The 15129-nt window shown below is 70.9% G+C and carries 12 protein-coding genes; 5 read left to right on the top strand and 7 right to left on the bottom strand.

Annotated features, from left to right (window positions below):
• The first annotated feature begins 275 nt into the window (after positions 1-275).
• Positions 276-1319: a lytic polysaccharide monooxygenase gene (locus AB0912_RS08845; protein ID WP_366697249.1), complete on the top strand. Its 1044-nt coding sequence runs from the start codon at positions 276-278 to the stop codon at positions 1317-1319.
• 68 nt (positions 1320-1387) lie between these two features.
• On the opposite strand, the gene AB0912_RS08840 is transcribed toward AB0912_RS08845, so the two are convergent.
• Together AB0912_RS08840 and AB0912_RS08835 are read right to left on the bottom strand one after the other, a co-directional pair.
• Complete coding sequence (locus AB0912_RS08840) at positions 1388-2248, bottom strand: alpha/beta fold hydrolase (RefSeq protein ID WP_366697248.1); 861 nt, start codon at positions 2246-2248, stop codon at positions 1388-1390.
• A 176-nt stretch (positions 2249-2424) separates the two neighbouring features.
• Positions 2425-2871, bottom strand: a complete 447-nt coding sequence (locus AB0912_RS08835) for a MarR family winged helix-turn-helix transcriptional regulator (RefSeq protein WP_366697247.1) — start codon at positions 2869-2871, stop codon at positions 2425-2427.
• A gap of 153 nt (positions 2872-3024) precedes the next feature.
• Here AB0912_RS08835 and AB0912_RS08830 point away from each other — a divergent pair, with 153 nt between their 5' ends.
• The 3 genes from AB0912_RS08830 to AB0912_RS08820 all read left to right on the top strand — a co-directional run bounded on the left by AB0912_RS08830 (position 3025) and on the right by AB0912_RS08820 (position 8417).
• The gene (locus AB0912_RS08830; RefSeq protein WP_366697246.1) at positions 3025-3399 is read left to right on the top strand and encodes a cupin domain-containing protein; all 375 of its coding nucleotides are present in this window, start codon (positions 3025-3027) and stop codon (positions 3397-3399) included.
• 588 nt (positions 3400-3987) lie between these two features.
• A complete protein-coding gene (gene dnaE, locus AB0912_RS08825) occupies positions 3988-7440 on the top strand; it encodes a DNA polymerase III subunit alpha (RefSeq protein ID WP_366697245.1) in 3453 nt (1150 codons plus the stop codon).
• Positions 7437-8417 carry an ImpB/MucB/SamB family protein gene (locus AB0912_RS08820; RefSeq protein ID WP_366697244.1) on the top strand — a complete coding sequence of 327 codons (981 nt, stop codon included), beginning with the start codon at positions 7437-7439 and terminating at the stop codon, positions 8415-8417. The genes dnaE and AB0912_RS08820 overlap by 4 nt, the downstream gene beginning before the upstream one ends.
• Positions 8418-8525: 108 nt before the next feature.
• On the opposite strand, the gene AB0912_RS08815 is transcribed toward AB0912_RS08820, so the two are convergent.
• Complete coding sequence (locus AB0912_RS08815; RefSeq protein WP_366697243.1) at positions 8526-8945, bottom strand: hypothetical protein; 420 nt, start codon at positions 8943-8945, stop codon at positions 8526-8528.
• A gap of 473 nt (positions 8946-9418) precedes the next feature.
• Here AB0912_RS08815 and AB0912_RS08810 point away from each other — a divergent pair, with 473 nt between their 5' ends.
• Positions 9419-10489: a DUF3533 domain-containing protein gene (locus tag AB0912_RS08810; RefSeq protein WP_366697242.1), complete on the top strand. Its 1071-nt coding sequence runs from the start codon at positions 9419-9421 to the stop codon at positions 10487-10489.
• A gap of 157 nt (positions 10490-10646) precedes the next feature.
• On the opposite strand, the gene AB0912_RS08805 is transcribed toward AB0912_RS08810, so the two are convergent.
• From AB0912_RS08805 to AB0912_RS08790, 4 genes are all read right to left on the bottom strand, one after another.
• Positions 10647-11729: a S1 family peptidase gene (locus tag AB0912_RS08805; protein WP_366697241.1), complete on the bottom strand. Its 1083-nt coding sequence runs from the start codon at positions 11727-11729 to the stop codon at positions 10647-10649.
• A 288-nt stretch (positions 11730-12017) separates the two neighbouring features.
• Positions 12018-12869, bottom strand: a complete 852-nt coding sequence (locus AB0912_RS08800; RefSeq protein WP_366697502.1) for a slipin family protein — start codon at positions 12867-12869, stop codon at positions 12018-12020.
• A gap of 219 nt (positions 12870-13088) precedes the next feature.
• Positions 13089-13988, bottom strand: coding sequence for a S1 family peptidase (locus AB0912_RS08795; RefSeq protein ID WP_366697240.1), 900 nt, complete (start codon positions 13986-13988; stop codon positions 13089-13091).
• Positions 13989-14252: 264 nt separating this feature from the next.
• On the bottom strand, positions 14253-15035 hold the full coding sequence (locus AB0912_RS08790) for a DUF1684 domain-containing protein (RefSeq protein ID WP_366697239.1): 783 nt from the start codon (positions 15033-15035) through the stop codon (positions 14253-14255).
• Positions 15036-15129: the final 94 nt, after the last annotated feature.

Genomic DNA, 15129 nt, shown 5'->3' with positions numbered 1-15129 from the left:
TTCTCCGGCGTCCTCTCCACCTTCTTCGTCATGCCCGGCACGCTACCCAGCGGCCTTCCGCCCCGCCCCACCCGAGGGTCCGCGGAGCCCGGGTGCCCGTTCCTGAGCCCCCCGTTAGCCCCGCCTTAACGGCGTCATAAGGATCTCCATCACCCGTCCCCAGCAGGGGATTTCACGGTTTCTTGGGGCTAGTTTGCTGCTCACCCCCACGGGATCCCCGCACGAACGGCGTGCGGGAGCCGCCCCACGTACCGGACCGTTCGAGGAGTTCCCCCATGCCCGCACGCCGCAAGGCCGCCGTCGTCGCCGCCGTCGGCATCGCCCCGCTCGCCCTGTCCGCGCTGGCCGCCGCGCCCGCCGCGGCGCACGGCACGATGGGAGACCCGGTGAGCCGGGTGGCCCAGTGCTACGCGGAGGGACCGGAGAGCCCGACGTCGGCGGCCTGCAAGGCGGCGGGCGCCGCGGGCGGCACGCAGGCGCTCTACGACTGGAACGGCATCCGCATCGGTGACGCGAACGGACAGCACCAGACGCTGATCCCGGACGGCAGGCTGTGCAGCGCGAACAGCGAGGAGTTCAAGGGGCTCGACCTGGCGCGCGCGGACTGGCCGGCGACGAACGTGAGCAGTGGCGCGTACACCTTCAAGTACCGGGTGACGGCCCAGCACAAGGGCACGTTCAAGGTCTACATCACCAAGTCCGGCTACGACGCGTCCAAGCCGCTGGCCTGGTCCGACCTCGATCTCGCGCACCCCGTCGCGACGGCCACCGACCCGACCGCCTCGAACGGCTTCTACACGTTCTCCGGCACCCTCCCGGAGCGTTCCGGAAAGCAGCTCCTGTACGCCGTCTGGCAGCGCTCGGACAGCCCGGAGGCCTTCTACTCCTGCTCCGACGTGGCGTTCGGCGGCGGAAGCGGCAGCAGCAGCGGCGGCGGCACGAGTGACGGCGGTGGCGCGGGCGGCGGGACCACTCCGGCGCCCACTGCCTCCGCGCCCACCGACGAGCAGATCGCGGACGGCAGCGACAAGTCGACGGTCGAGCACCACGGTCACGGCGACGACGACGCGAGTACGTCGGCCGAGCCGACCGCGAGCGCGAAGGCGGCCGGTGCCGCCGAGGACACCGGGTCCACTCCGGACGCCGGGGCCAACCGGCCGGAGGCGGCCGGCTCGTCGGCGAACCTCGCCGAGACCGGCGGCGACTCGTCCACCCCGTACATCGCGATCGGCGGTGCGACCGTCCTGGCGCTCGGTGCCGCGACCCTGTTCGCGTCGGTGCGGCGCCGGGCGGCCACGGGCGGCCGGCACAGCCGCTGACGCGTACGCATCCGGGGGCCGACCGGCGGCTCAGGCCGGTCGGCCCCCGGTGGTGCGTGAGTTGGAGGTCAGCTGAACACGGAGGCGCAGGTGGTGGCGGAGGCGTGCGCCGGGTCGAGGGCGTTCGCCACCTCGTGGTAGGCGATCCGGTCGACGATGCCGATGGCCACGTGCTCGGAGAGGTCGAGGCCGCACAGGTTCTGCAGCAGGACGTTGTGGACGTCGGGCCCGTTCAGGAACTGCGTGCTGTACGGCGTGACCACCTCGTCGTACTTGGTGGCGATGACCGTGTAGTGGACGCCGGGGACGGTGTCGCCGCCCGCGTTGAGCTTGGTCAGGAACGCGGAGCCGGCGACCTGGTCGGCGAGTCCCGGGGTCGCCGCCGACAGCAGGCTCTCGGCGCCGGGGAAGTACGGAAGCAGGTTGGCCAGGCCGTTCAGGGTCGTGCCGTGGTTGTCGGGGGCGATGCCGACGAGGGCGTTCACCTTGGCGGCTCCGCCGAGGAACTTGAGGTAGTAGCGGGGCATCATGCCGCCCTGCGAGTGGCCCACCAGGTCGGCCTTGGCGGCGCCGGTCGCGGCGAGCACCTTGTCGACGAAGACCTGGAGCTGCGCGGCCGACTTGTCGATGGGGCCGAGGCCGTTGAAGAGGGGGACGCCGGGGAGCTGGCCGTAGTCGAGGGAGTAGATGCAGTACCCGCGGCTGGTCAGATAGGGCGCGAGGGCCAGCCAGTTGTCGACGGAGTTCCCGAAGGTGCCGTGGACGAGGACGACGGGGCGGGGGTGGGCGGCGGAGGGCTTGCAGGAGTAGTTGTTCCAGCCACTGCTGGGGGCGGAGGCGGCCTGGGCGGTGGCGGCGGGGACGACCGCGACGGCGACGGCCATGAGCAGGGCGGCCAGGGGTCTGAGCACTCGGTTCCAGGGCAGCATCGGGTGATCTCCTTGCGGCTCAAGGGAGTTGCGACGGCGTACGCCCTGTGATCCGGATCACGAGGATGCTGTTCACTCGTCAAGTTACGAGCGAGTAGTGGACGTGTGAAGTTACGCGTCAGTAAAAACTTTCAGTGGTAACCAGCAGGGGCTGCGGCGTTCCTTCGGACCGTCCGTCACCAGGCGGGCCTGAGGGGACCGTAGGGCGCGATGCGCAGCAGACCCGTATACAACGCGCGCATGTCACCCGCACCGAGCAGTTCACCCCACCCCCGGACGACCTCGGCCGCCGCCTCTTCGGCCGCGCGGGTGCACGCCCGCCCCCGGTCCGTCAGCACGATCAGCCGGGCGCGCGCGTCGTCGGGGTGCGGCCGGCGCTCGACATACCCCTTGCCGACCAGCTCCTCGACGAGCTGACTGACCGCCTGCTTGGTGACCCCGAGGTGGCCGGCGAGGTCGGTGACCGTCGCCCCGTCCGGCGAGAGCCGCGCGAAGGCGAACCCGTGGGCCGGCCGCACACCCTCGAATCCGCGGGCGACCACGCCCTCGTCGATACGGCGGGTCAGCTCACCGGCGGCGGAGAGCAGGGCTGCGGACAGGGCCATGGCCTCGGAGTTCTGCACACGGGCATTCAAACACCCTTGACTAACCAGTCAAGCTCCTTGACTATGTGGGCAGAGTTTTTGGTCAAGCAGCTTGACCATCTGCCCGGCCCGTCCGTCACGATCCCGCCCCACCATGCCTATCCGCCGCAATCCCAACCCAGGAGGCACCCCGTGCCCGTCGTCCGTTCTTCCGAAGCCGTCGTCCACGAGATCCATGGTGGCCGGTTCGTCTCGTACGCCGCTCCGCGCAGCGGCAGCAAGGAGCTGTGCGCCTGGCGCACGGAGCTTCCCGCCGGGCTCCGCGCCCCCGTGCACACGGTCGACCGCGAGGAGATCTTCCACCTCCTGACCGGCGACCTGCTGATCACGCTCGACGGCAGGACCGAGCAGGTCACCGCGGGCGACACCGTGATCGTCAACCCGGGCACCGCGCTCGGCATCGAGAACGCCTCCGGGCACCTCGCGACCGCCTGGGTCACCACCTCGACCGGCCTGCGGGCGGAACTGGCCGACGGCACGGTCCTCACTCCGCCCTGGGCCAACTAGCCTGCCCGTCAAGGGCGTTCACCCTTTTCACCAACGCCACACGGCCGGCGCCCCCGGTCCGATCGCATGCGGGCCGAACCTGCCCGCGCGCGGTCCGCGACCTCCTCGACCCGGCGGACCTCCTCGTCCGCCGGGTCGAAGGTGAGCCGACGGGAGCCCGAACCGGAGCCCGCACCGACGTTCGGGCCCGCTCCGCCGCCCGCCCCCTCTCCGCGCGTCCGCCGGCAGCAGCCGTTTCCGGCCGACGCGGCGGCACACCAAGCCCGAGAGCCGACAGCGACCCGCCAGGGACCCGGTCGCCACGGAAAGCAACACTCGACTACAAGACGTCACCTTCCGGCCACCTCGAATCGCCGAACCGTCTGGCGCGAGACGTTGCGCCGAGGCCGCATCCTCCAACTGCCCGACGCAGCCAGGAAGCTGACGGAGTGGCGCCCGATTCGGCCACCCTCCACCTCCCCCATGAATCGATATCGCGTTCGAATCAAGGTCGCTGACCAGGACTGACAGGGTTAGAGTAATCGAACGCAAGTACGACGAACATGTCGGACACATGGCCGAAAAAGGGTGGAGCGATGGAGGTGCCGCATGACGGGCTTTGCCCACCTGCACGTCGCGTCCGGTTATTCCGCCCGCTACGGCGCCTCCCACCCCGAGCAGCTCGTCCAGCGGGCGGCCGAGCGAGGCATATCCGCGCTCGCGCTCACCGACCGGGACACCGTCACGGGGACTGTTCGATTCGCGCAGGCCTGCGTGAAGGAGGGGGTCCGGCCAGTCTTCGGCATCGACCTGGCGGTGGCGGCCCTTGCGCCTCCGCCGCCCGCCCAGCGGCGCCGCACCCCGGCACGCGGCGGCGCGCACGTGATCGAGCCACCCCTGCGGTTCGTGCTGCTCGCCCAGGACCGGGCGGGCTGGGCCCGGCTGTGCCGCATCACGTCGGCCGCCCATGTCGGCACCGTGTCCGGCACGCCGCCGGTGGTGCCATGGGAGGCGCTGCGCGAGTACGGCGGCCCCGGCCTGACCGTGCTGCTGGGCCCGCTCTCGGAGCCCGTGCGGGCGCTTTCGGCGGGCCGGGAGGACGTCGCCGTGACGTTGCTCGCACCCTGGCAGGAGATCTTCGGAAGGAATGTTCGATTGGAAGCCGTCGCACAGAAACGTTCCGGCACCGGCCCGGGATCTCTGCGCCTGGCCGCCCGCACGCTCGCCCTGGCCGACCACACCCGCACCACCGCCGTGCTCTCCAACGCCGTCCGCTACGCCGACCCCGGACAACATCGACTTGCCGATGTCCTGGACGCCGCACGCCTGCTGCGCCCCATCGACCGGCGCCACCTGGACAGCGGACAGCGCTGGCTCAGAGACGAGAGAGGAATGACGGCCGTCGCCCGCATGATCGTCGAAAGTGCCGGAGCGGACGCCCGCAGGGCCCGCCGGCTGATGACGGACACCGCCGCCACGGCGAGCGCGTGCACCGTCGACCTGGCGACCGACCTCGGCCTCGGCACACCGCATCTCCCCGAACCGGCACTCTTCGGCGCCGAGCCCGGGGCCGGTGGCGCGGCCCGGGTGCTCCGCCTGCGCAGCGAGGCCGGCCTGGTCCGGCGCGGCCTGGACCGCGACCGGCAGGCACTCTCCCGGCTGGACGAAGAACTCAAGGTGATCTCCACGCTGGGCTACGACTCGTACTTCCTCGCCATCGGACAGGTCGTCGCCGACATCCGGGCCAGGGGCATCCGGGTCGCCGCCCGCGGTTCCGGCGCCGGCTCCCTGGTCTGCCACGCGCTGGACATCGCCACCGCCAACCCGCTCGACCACCACCTGCTGTTCGAACGCTTCCTGAGCACGTGCCGGGCCTCGCTGCCCGACATCGACATCGACGTGGAGTCCGCCCGGCGCCTGGAGTGCTACGACACGATCTTCGAACGCTTCGGCAAGGAGCGGGTCGCGGTCACCGCGATGCCCGAGACCTACCGGGCACGCAGGGCCCTCAGGGACACCGGCCTCGCACTGGGGATCGCGCCCGCGGACGTCGACCGGATCGCCAAGAGCTTCCCGCACCTGCGCGCTTCCGACATCACCAGCGCCCTTGCCGAACTGCCCGAACTGCGGCAGCTCGCCGCGGAGGCAGACCGCTACGGCCCCCTGTGGGAGCTGGCCGAGGGCCTCGACTCCCTGGTCCACGGCATGGCCATGCACCCCTGCGGCGTCGTCATCAGCGACGCTGCCCTCCTGGACCGGCTGCCGGTGCAGCCCACGCCACAGGGCGACTACCCCATGGCGATGGCCGCGAAGGAGGAGATCGAGGCGCTGGGCAACATCAAGCTCGACGTCCTGGGCGTGCGGATGCAGTCCGCGATGGCCCACGCCGTCAGCGAGATCGAACGCACCACTGGCAACGCCATCGACCTCGACCACCCCGGACAGGTGCCGCTCGACGACGTCTTCGCCTTCAAGCTCATCCAGGCCAGCCAGACCCTGGGCCTGTTCCAGCTGGAGTCACCCGGCCAGCAGGACCTGCTGTCCCGGCTGCAGCCGCGTGATGTGCAGGACGTCATCGCCGACATCAGCCTCTTCCGCCCCGGCCCGGTCGCCGGTGGCATGCCCGAGCGGTACATCGCTGCCCGCCACGGTGGTGCGCCTTCCTATGCGCATCCGGATCTGGAGCCGGTGCTCGCCGACACCTACGGCGTGACCATCTGGCACGAGCAGATCATCGAGACGCTGCGGGTGCTGACCGGCTGCGACCGGGCCTTCGCGGAGGTCACCCGGCGGGCCCTCGGAGACAAGGAGCAACTGCCCAGGATCAGGGACTGGTTCCACGAGCGGGCCGCCGCGCGTGGTTACAGCGCGGCGGTGCGGGACGAGGTGTGGAAGACCGTGGAGGCCTTCGGGGCGTACGGCTTCTGCCGCGCGCACGCGGTGGCCTTCGCCGTACCCGCCCTGCAGAGTGCCTGGCTCAAGGCGCACTACCCAGCGTTCCTGCTGGCGGGCCTTCTCGAACACGATCCCGGCATGTGGCCCAAGCGGGTCCTCGTCTCCGACGCCCGCCGGAGCGGGGTTCCCGTTCTGCCGGTCGACGTCAACAGCTCCCGGGTACGGCACACCGTGGAGAAGGCCGATGGAGACCGGTGGGGGGTGCGGCTCGCCCTGTCCGGGGTGCGCGGCCTCGGCGAGGAGGAGTGTGCGCGGATCGAGGCGGGGCAGCCGTACGGATCGCTGTCGGACTTCTGGCAGCGGGCCCGGCCCAGCAGACCGGTCGCCGAACGTCTCGCCGAGATCGGCGCCCTGAACGGTCTCCACGACGGCCACCTCACCCGGCGCGACCTGCTGCTCCAGATCGCCGAACTCCATCGCCAGTCCCGCACCCGGTCCGCGTACGAGGGTCAGCTGGCCATCACCGCGGACGCCGTCGGCGGGGCGGAGCCGAGCGGCCTGCCGGAAATGACCGGCCGCGAGGCCCTGAGTGCCGAGCTGAGCACCCTCGGTATCGACGTCTCCAAGCACCTGATGGAACATCACCACCGGCTGCTGAGGGAGATCGGCGCGACGGACGCGGCGCACCTGTCCGGCCTGCGCGCCGGTCAGCAGGTCCTGGTGGCCGGGGTACGGGCCTCCACCCAGACGCCGCCGATCGCAAGCGGGAAGCGGATCATCTTCGTGACACTGGAGGACGGGGCGGGGCTGGTCGACCTGGCCTTCTTCGAGGACTCCCATCCGGCCTGCGCGTACACCGTCTTCCACAGTGGGCTGCTGCTGGTGCGTGGCACGGTTCAGGTGCGCGGCACCCGTCGTACCGTCGTCGGCTCCATGGCCTGGGACCTGGACGAGATCGCCGCGACCCGCCGGGACAACGGCCCCGAAGCCGCCCTCGCCCTGCTCGGCCGAAGCCGCGCGCACCCGACGCCCGTCCAATCGCAGCGCATCCTGGTCGACGGCACCGCAGGCGCACGGCTGCATCCCTATGCCGACCTCCAGCCCGCCGGCACCCGCTCGGCCGACCTGAGGAAGTTCGGCCACCGAAGCCCCGGGAGCGCGGGATGAACGCACGCCTGCGGCACATCGCCCACCTTCACCTGCACGCCGCGCTGAGTGAGGCCCAGTACGGCAACGTAATCGAACTGATGTCTGGTATCACGCCTCACGTGCAGGCTGTTCCACCCGACGCTGTCCAACTCGACCTGACGTCAGCACTCCGGTACTTCGGTCTCCCCCCTTCTGACGTCGTGCAGTTGGCAAAGCTCCGTCTGAAGGCCCTGTACGACATCGACAGCAGCGCCGGGCTCGCGGGCAACCGCATGCTCGCGGCCATGGCTGCTGACGCGTCCGCCCCCGGAGACACCACCTGGGTTCGCGCTGGGCAAGCGGCCGACTGGTTGCGTCCGCGTCCGGTGAACGCGCTGCCGGGAATCGGCCGCGCCACGGCGGAGACACTCCGCAGGTACGGGCTGCACACCATCGGCCAGGTGAGGGATCTGCCTGCGGGGACCCTGCAGCGCCTGCTCGGCGCGGGGCCCGCCCGGTTGCTGACCGAACGAGCGCGCGGCCACGACCCCCGCCCAGTCGCTCCGTCCGAACCGGCGGAGCACCTGGTCGCGGACCTCGTCCTGGACCGAGACTGTCTGGACCCCGACGAGCATCATCGAGCTGTCCTGGGACTCGCCGACCAGGTCGGTCAGCGGCTGCGTGGTGAGAGCCAGGTCGCCGGCCGGCTCACCCTCACCGTGCGGTACGCCGACGGCAGCTCCACCACCCGCACACGCGCCCTGCCGGAACCCGCCGACCACTCGCCCGCCCTCGCCGCGATCGCACTGGGTCTGCTGACCGGTCTCGGCCTGCAGCGAGCGAGAGTACGCGCCTTCGTGATCCGAGCGGACGACCTGCTGCCGACCGACCGGGCCTATCGCCAGCTCTCCCTGGACCCCGGCGACAGCCGCGCCCGCGCCGCCGAAGCCGCCGCGGACCGCGCCCGACGACGCTTCGGACCGGCAGCCGTACGTCCGGCAGCTCTGGCGAACTGACGCTTGCGCCGCCGCCGGCTCCGGGTCGGTCCGGGTGGCGGCCTCTGACACCCACCGCCGGGAGCAAGGTTCCTAAAGCAGGCTGTCCAGCGGGTTGATGGCCACTGTTCAGACCCCGCCGGCGTCCTCGAACACCACCCGCAGTTCTTCCCGCGCGGGGTCGTCCTCCGGGATGCCCGGCGGCAGCACGGGCGCGAGGGCGTGGAAGACCTCGCGCATCGCTCGGTCGTCGTACCCGGCGAGCGTCTCGGTCGCCTGCAGCAGCACGCCGCCGCCGCGCAGTTCCCGTACGGAGTGGAAGGCGCCGCCGGCAGCGAGGCGCCGGGCGCCGCCGAGCCGGGCGGCGAGTCCGGAAGGCACGCCGGTGACCCAGCAGTAGCCGCGGAGGTGGGTGCGGGACTCACGCAGGGACTCGCGCCGGGCCCTGCGCAGCGCCGCCTCCAGGTGGGTCGTGTCATTGAAGTCCCTGTACTCCACTCGCGTGAAGGCGGAATCCGAGCCGTCGATCGCGGCGTGAAGGAAGCCCACGAGCCGCGCGCACCACTCGGGATCGGCCGTTCTTTCCACGGCGCGCAGATCGACGGCCGCAGCGGTGTAGCTAAGGAGTCGACCGCGGCCCTGAACCAATGGGCCAGGAAGTCGCCGCGCGACACGGCGGACCGCTCATCGAGGGTGACCTCGATGTGCACGTCAAGGCCAGGGGCCGCCTCGTCTTCCGTCACAGCCCGCTCCTTCTTCTCACGTCGTCCCGACCCTATTTGGCGTGTGGCCAGGGCGTGGGCTCCGCCCGTCAGGCCGTTGAAGATGAACCCGGCCGTGAGCAGCACGCCCGGGAAGAGGACCACTCCCGCGCCAGGAGCGCGAGCAGCCGGGCAGGGCGGGTCTCGAGGTCCGGCACCCGATCGCCCAACCCCATCCCGCCCCGGTTTCGAACCTCAGTACGACATCCGTTCGGACCCTCCCCACCTGCGCAAACCCCGTCCCGCTCGGACGGTGGGGGCATGGCACAGACAGCCGGCGACGCCGCCCCGCGCCCGTCCTTCCTGACCGAGGCGAAGGACGCCGTCACCCCACGGGCCACCCTGCTCGTCATCGGGGTGATCGCGCTCCAGCTCCTCTTCATCGCCTCCTACGTGGGCGCGCTCCACGATCCCAAGCCGAAGGACGTCCCCTTCGGGGTGGTCGCCCCGCAGGCGGTGGCCCGGCAGACGGTGACGCGGCTGGAGGGAATCAAGGGCGAGCCGCTGGACCCGAGGACGGTCTCCGACGCGGAGGCGGCACGCGACCAGATCCTGAACCGGAAGATCGACGGCGCCCTGATCATCGACCCCAGGGGCACCAAGGACACGCTGCTGGTCGCCTCCGGCGGCGGCACGGTCCTCGCCACCACCCTGGAGAAGCTCGTCGGCACCCTGGAGTCGGCCCAGCAGCGCACCGTGCGGACCGTCGACGTGGCCAGGGCCTCCGCCCACGACTTCGACGGCCTCTCGTCGTTCTACCTGGTCGTCGGCTGGTGCGTGGGCGGCTATCTCGCCGCCTCGATCCTCGCGATCAGCGCCGGGGCCCGGCCCGCCAACCTGCGGCGCGCGCTGATCCGGCTCCTCGTGATGGCCGTGGTGGCGATCGTGGGCGGGCTGGGCGGCGCGGTGATCGTCGGCCCGATCCTGGGCGCCCTGCCGGGGTCCGTCTGGGCGTTCTGGGGGCTCGGCGCCCTGATCACCTTCGCGGTCGGCGCCGCCACCCTCGGCCTCCAGGGCCTGTTCGGGGTCGTCGGCATCGGTCTGGCGATCCTGCTGGTGGTGGTCGCGGGCAACCCGAGCGCGGGCGGCGCCTTCCCGCTGCCGATGCTGCCGCCCTTCTGGAAGGCGATCGGACCCGCCCTGCCACCGGGGGCGGGCACCTGGGCGGCCCGCTCGATCGCGTACTTCAAGGGCAACGACATGACCGGCGCGATGCTGGTGCTCTCGGTGTGGGCGGTGGTGGGCAGCGCGGTGGCGCTGCTCGCGGCCGAGTTCCGCACCAGGAACCGCACCTCAGCCCCGGCCGGCACCGCCGCCCCGGAGCCGACGTAACCCGCACGCGGCCTTCCCGCGCCGGCCCCCGGCCGTTCGGAACCCCCGGCGCGGACCCCGAACAGCAGGAGCCCGAACAGCCGGGAGCCCGAACAGCCGGGAGCCCCGCCCCCGCGCGATGGCGCGGGGGCGGGGCTCCGGCGGACCGGGGAGGCCGTCAGCCGATCTGGGCGCCGAAGGCGGAGAGCGCCTCGGTGACCGGCTGGAAGAAGGTCTCGCCGCCCGAGGTGCAGTCGCCGCTGCCGCCGGAGGTGAGGCCGATCGCGGACTCGCCGTCGAAGAGCGAACCGCCGCTGTCACCGGGCTCGGCGCAGACGTCGGTCTGGATGAGCCCGTTGACGATGTCGCCGTTGCCGTAGTTCACGGTGGCGTCCAGGCCGGTGACCGTGCCGGAGTGCACCTGGGTCGTCGAGCCGCTGCGCGTCACCTTCTCGCCGACGGTCGCCTCGGCGGCCCGGGTGATGGGCTGCGAGGAACCGTTGTAGAGGTCGACCTCGCTCGGGTGGGCCGTGCTGCCCGTGTACTTGACCAGACCGAAGTCGTTGTCCGGGAAGCTGGACTGTTCGTTGGTGCCGATCTCGTTGCCGCTGGAGTCCGACCACGTGGAGATCGCCTCGGTGCAGTGCCCGGCCGTGATGAAGTACGGCTGGCCGCCCTTGACCACGTTGAAGCCGAGCGAGCAGCGCCCGCCGGAACCGCTGATGGCGTCACCACCGGCGATGAAGGGCTTGAACTCCCCCTTCGTGCGCCGGAGTTCCACCGTGCCGCCGAGCCGGTCGGCGACCTTGGTGAGCTTGGCCCACTCGGTCTTGGAGACCGTGCGGTCGGCGGTGACGACGACCTTGTTGCTCGCCGGGTCGGTCGCCCAGGACGTGCCGGGAATGGTCGCGTCCTTCTTGAGCGTCGTACGGGCGCCCTTGAGGTCGGCGAGGGAGTTCTCGACGATTCTGGCCTGGGCGCCAGCCGCCCTGACCGTGTCGGCCGCGCTCGCGTCGAGCACGTTGACGACGAGGTGCTTCGCCTTCGCGTCGTAGTACGTTCCCGCCGCGTCGGCGCCCAGGTCCTTGCCCAGGGTCGATGCGAGCTTTCCGGCCGCCACCGCGGAGAGGGTGTGCGGCGTCGGGGACTGGGGAGCCTCGCTCGCGTTCGCAGTCTGGAAGGTGACTCCGGCGGTGACGAGTGCGGCGATGCCCGCGCCCGCCATGACGGCACGGCGTCGGGATATGCGTCGGTGCTTCAACTCACGTCCTCCTGTGGGGGGTCGGACCGGGAGGTTGTGGGGACCTCCAGGACCGGAAGGCGTACGTATATGGACCCGGGAGACGACAAAAACACCCGCCTCGTCGCGTCCATGCCAGTTGTTCGCGGCCCACTATTCCGAGCCGCACAGGGGGCACACAAGGTCGACTTCAGGACGCGTGTACGACAACCGCCGTACACCTCCTACGCCGTTGGCTTCCGTGGTCACGGCGTGTTGCTTCCCGCTGCAAACACTGCCTGCGGATCACGGAGGTGCGGGCTGTGAGGACTAGTCCTGTCTTGTTTTCGACCCTTCGGACGGCTCGTCCATGGAGGGGACAGCCGGCTCCCGCCCTCCCGGAGGCTGTTGCGGAGCCATGTTCTGCTGGGCCCGTTCGAGGAAGCGGAGGAGTTCGACGGGGAAGGGGAGGACGAGGGTGGAGTTCTTCTCGGCGGCGACGGCCACCACGGTCTGGAGCAGCCGGAGTTGGAGGGCGGCGGGCTGTTCCGACATCACCTCGGCGGCCTGGGCGAGCTTCTTCGAGGCCTGCAACTCGGCGTCCGCGTTGATGATCCGGGCGCGGCGTTCGCGGTCGGCCTCGGCCTGGCGGGCCATGGAGCGTTTCATCGTCTCGGGCAGGGAGACGTCCTTGATCTCGACGCGGTCGATCTGCACGCCCCAGCCGATCGCCGGGCTGTCGAGCATCAACTCCAGCCCCTGGTTGAGCTTTTCGCGGTTGGACAGCAGGTCGTCCAGGTCGCTCTTGCCGATGATCGAGCGCAGCGAGGTCTGCGCCATCTGGGAGACCGCGAACCGGTAGTCCTCGACCCGGATGACCGCGTCGGCGGCGTCCACCACCTTGAAGTAGACGACCGCGTCCACCCGGACCGTCACGTTGTCCCGGGTGATGCCCTCCTGGGCCGGCACCGGCAGCGTCACGATCTGGATGTTAACCTTCCGCAGCCGGTCCACGAACGGCACGATCATCGTGAGGCCGGGACCGCGTACCTCCGGGCGCAGTCTGCCGAGCCGCAGCACCACACCCCGCTCGTACTGTTTGACGACCCGGGCCCCGGCCATCACGTAGACCAGCCCCACGGACGCGGCGGAGACTCCCGCCGCCACCAGTTCCTCGACCATCACGGCCCCCCAGGGTCCGACGTGGGCGCAGCAGGCGTGTGCACAGCGTGTGCTTCGAAGGTAACTCCGGCAGGGGAACAAGAGCGAGCCCCCGCACGCCGGTTGGGTGCGGGGGCTCACTCGTGTGCCGTGGTGCTGTCGCGCGGAAGCGGTGTGGGGGGTGCCGGTTCCGTCAGCCGACGAGTCGATCGAGGGGCCGGTCCATGGGCCGGGCGGTGGTCAGCCGACGCTCACGCCGTAGTAGCTCAGCGCCTCGGTGACCGGCTGGAAGAAGGTCGTACCACCGGAGGAGCAGTTGCCACTGCCGCCGGAGGTCAGACCGTAGGCGACGCTGCCGCCGTACAGCGGACCGCCGCTGTCGCCGCCCTCGGCGCAGACCGTGGTCTGGATCATGCCGTAGACGACGTCACCGCCGCCGTAGTTGACGGTGGCGTTCAGGGCGGTGACCCGGCCGCTGTGCGTGCCGGTGGTCGAGCCGCGCCGGTAGACCGTGGTGCCCACGCTGGGCGTGGCCGCGCTGGTGATCGCCTGGCTGCCGACCGCGCTGGGGTGCGCGACCGAGGTGTTGGTGTAACGGACCAGTGCGAAGTCGTTGTTGGGGAAGCTGTAGCTGACGTTCGTGCCCAGTTTGGTGGTCTGGCCCGAGTTGGAGTACCAGGTGGAGGCGACCTCACCACAGTGACCGGCGGTCAGGAAGTAGTAGGTGCTTCCGCTGTGCACGTTGAAGCCGAGCGAACAGCGGTAGCCGCCGCCGTAGATGGCGTCGCCGCCGGAGATCAGCTTCTTGAAGGTGCCCGGGGTGCGCTTGATGGTGATGGCGTCGGCGTTGCCGCCCGCCTGCTCCTTGATCTTCGCGATCTCGGCCTGGGAGACCGTGCTGTCGGCGGTGACGACCACACGGTTCGTCTTGGCGTCGACAGCCCAGGCGGTGCCCGCGACATCGGCCTTGAGGACCGACTCCTTGACGCTGCTGAGCTGGGTGGAGCTGAAGGTCCGGGCGTCGGACGCGTTCGCGCTGGGGACCGCGAACGCTGCCGCGGCGACGAGTCCGGTGGTGACGGCGATCAGCCGACTCCGTCTCGCTATGCCGCTGCGGGGGGTGGTGCGCTTGATCCTCACGTTTCGTTCCTCCGAAGGGAAGTAAGGGGCCCTCGTTTCGTGGGGTGGGGGGCCCGTGAGGCGCAGCCGGGAGCCGCCCGTCCGGATTTCGGACAAGCCGTGCCCCTGACAAGCGCTGAGGGGGAGTATTCGGCGGCACGGCCGACGGACGCAAGGGCGCCTTTCGGCCGTGCAGCGTTCAACTTACGTACGTCCCAAGGAGGTTGATCGACAGGGCGCTGAAGGCCCCGGATTTCCCACGTGTCTTCGGGAGTCCCGGCGGCCTCAGGCCAGTCGGCGCTCCCCCGCGGCGACGGCGACGCCCAGGGTATTTCCGGGCGGCGGGAAGGGACAGACGAAATGGTCCGCGAACGCGCACGGCGGAAGCACGGTGCGGTTGAAGTCCACCGTCGTGCGCCCCTCGGCGTCGGGAGCCGCCGGGCGCAGGAAGCGGAAGCGGTAACTGCCGTCCCCGCTGGTGGAGTCGGAGAACACGGCCCACAGCGAGCCGTCGCTCTCGACCGACACCTGGAGGGTGAGGTCCTGCCCGTCGAGGGTGAAGGCGAGGATGCCGCCGATGGGGAGTCCGCGGGCGACCCCGTCGGCGTTCTCGACCCGGACGGTGCGGCTCTCGCCGTACGGGGTGAAGTGTCCCGGCACCACCCAGCGCGGGTCGTAGGGGGTCGCCTCGATGCCGGCGAAGGCCGTGCGGGCGGGCGCGGCGGGGTCGTAACTGCGGACGCCCCAGATCTTTTCGCGCACCAGGACCACGAACCGGCGGTCGCCGTGTCCGACCCGTGCCCCGTCGGCCGGACCCTGGTCGGCGCCGAGCACGATCTCGCCGGTGAACGGCTCGCCGTCGACGGTGAGCCCCTCCTCGGCCACCGCCGTGAGGATCACTCCGTCGTCCTTGGCGCCCCACAGCCCGGGGATGTCCGGAAGTCGCCCCTCCGGATAGTCCTCGATCCAGTGGGTGCCGGTGAGCGAGAGCGGCCCGTAGGGCGCGGACACCGCGGCCTCGCGGTGCTCCTGCCAGTGCTTCCAGTCCTCGGATGCGTCCGTCGTCATGTGATCAACCCTTCCATACGCACTCGGCCGATCCGAGGTGCGGGCACGCCGTGGTGTCCGTGTATCGCGTCCGGTTTCCCGGTCCCTGCGGACC

Origin of the sequence: Streptomyces sp. NPDC007084 (genome assembly GCF_040703595.1) — a bacterium.
In the GTDB taxonomy this organism is placed as follows: domain Bacteria; phylum Actinomycetota; class Actinomycetes; order Streptomycetales; family Streptomycetaceae; genus Streptomyces.
This window is presented reverse-complemented; position numbering and strand designations above follow the sequence as displayed.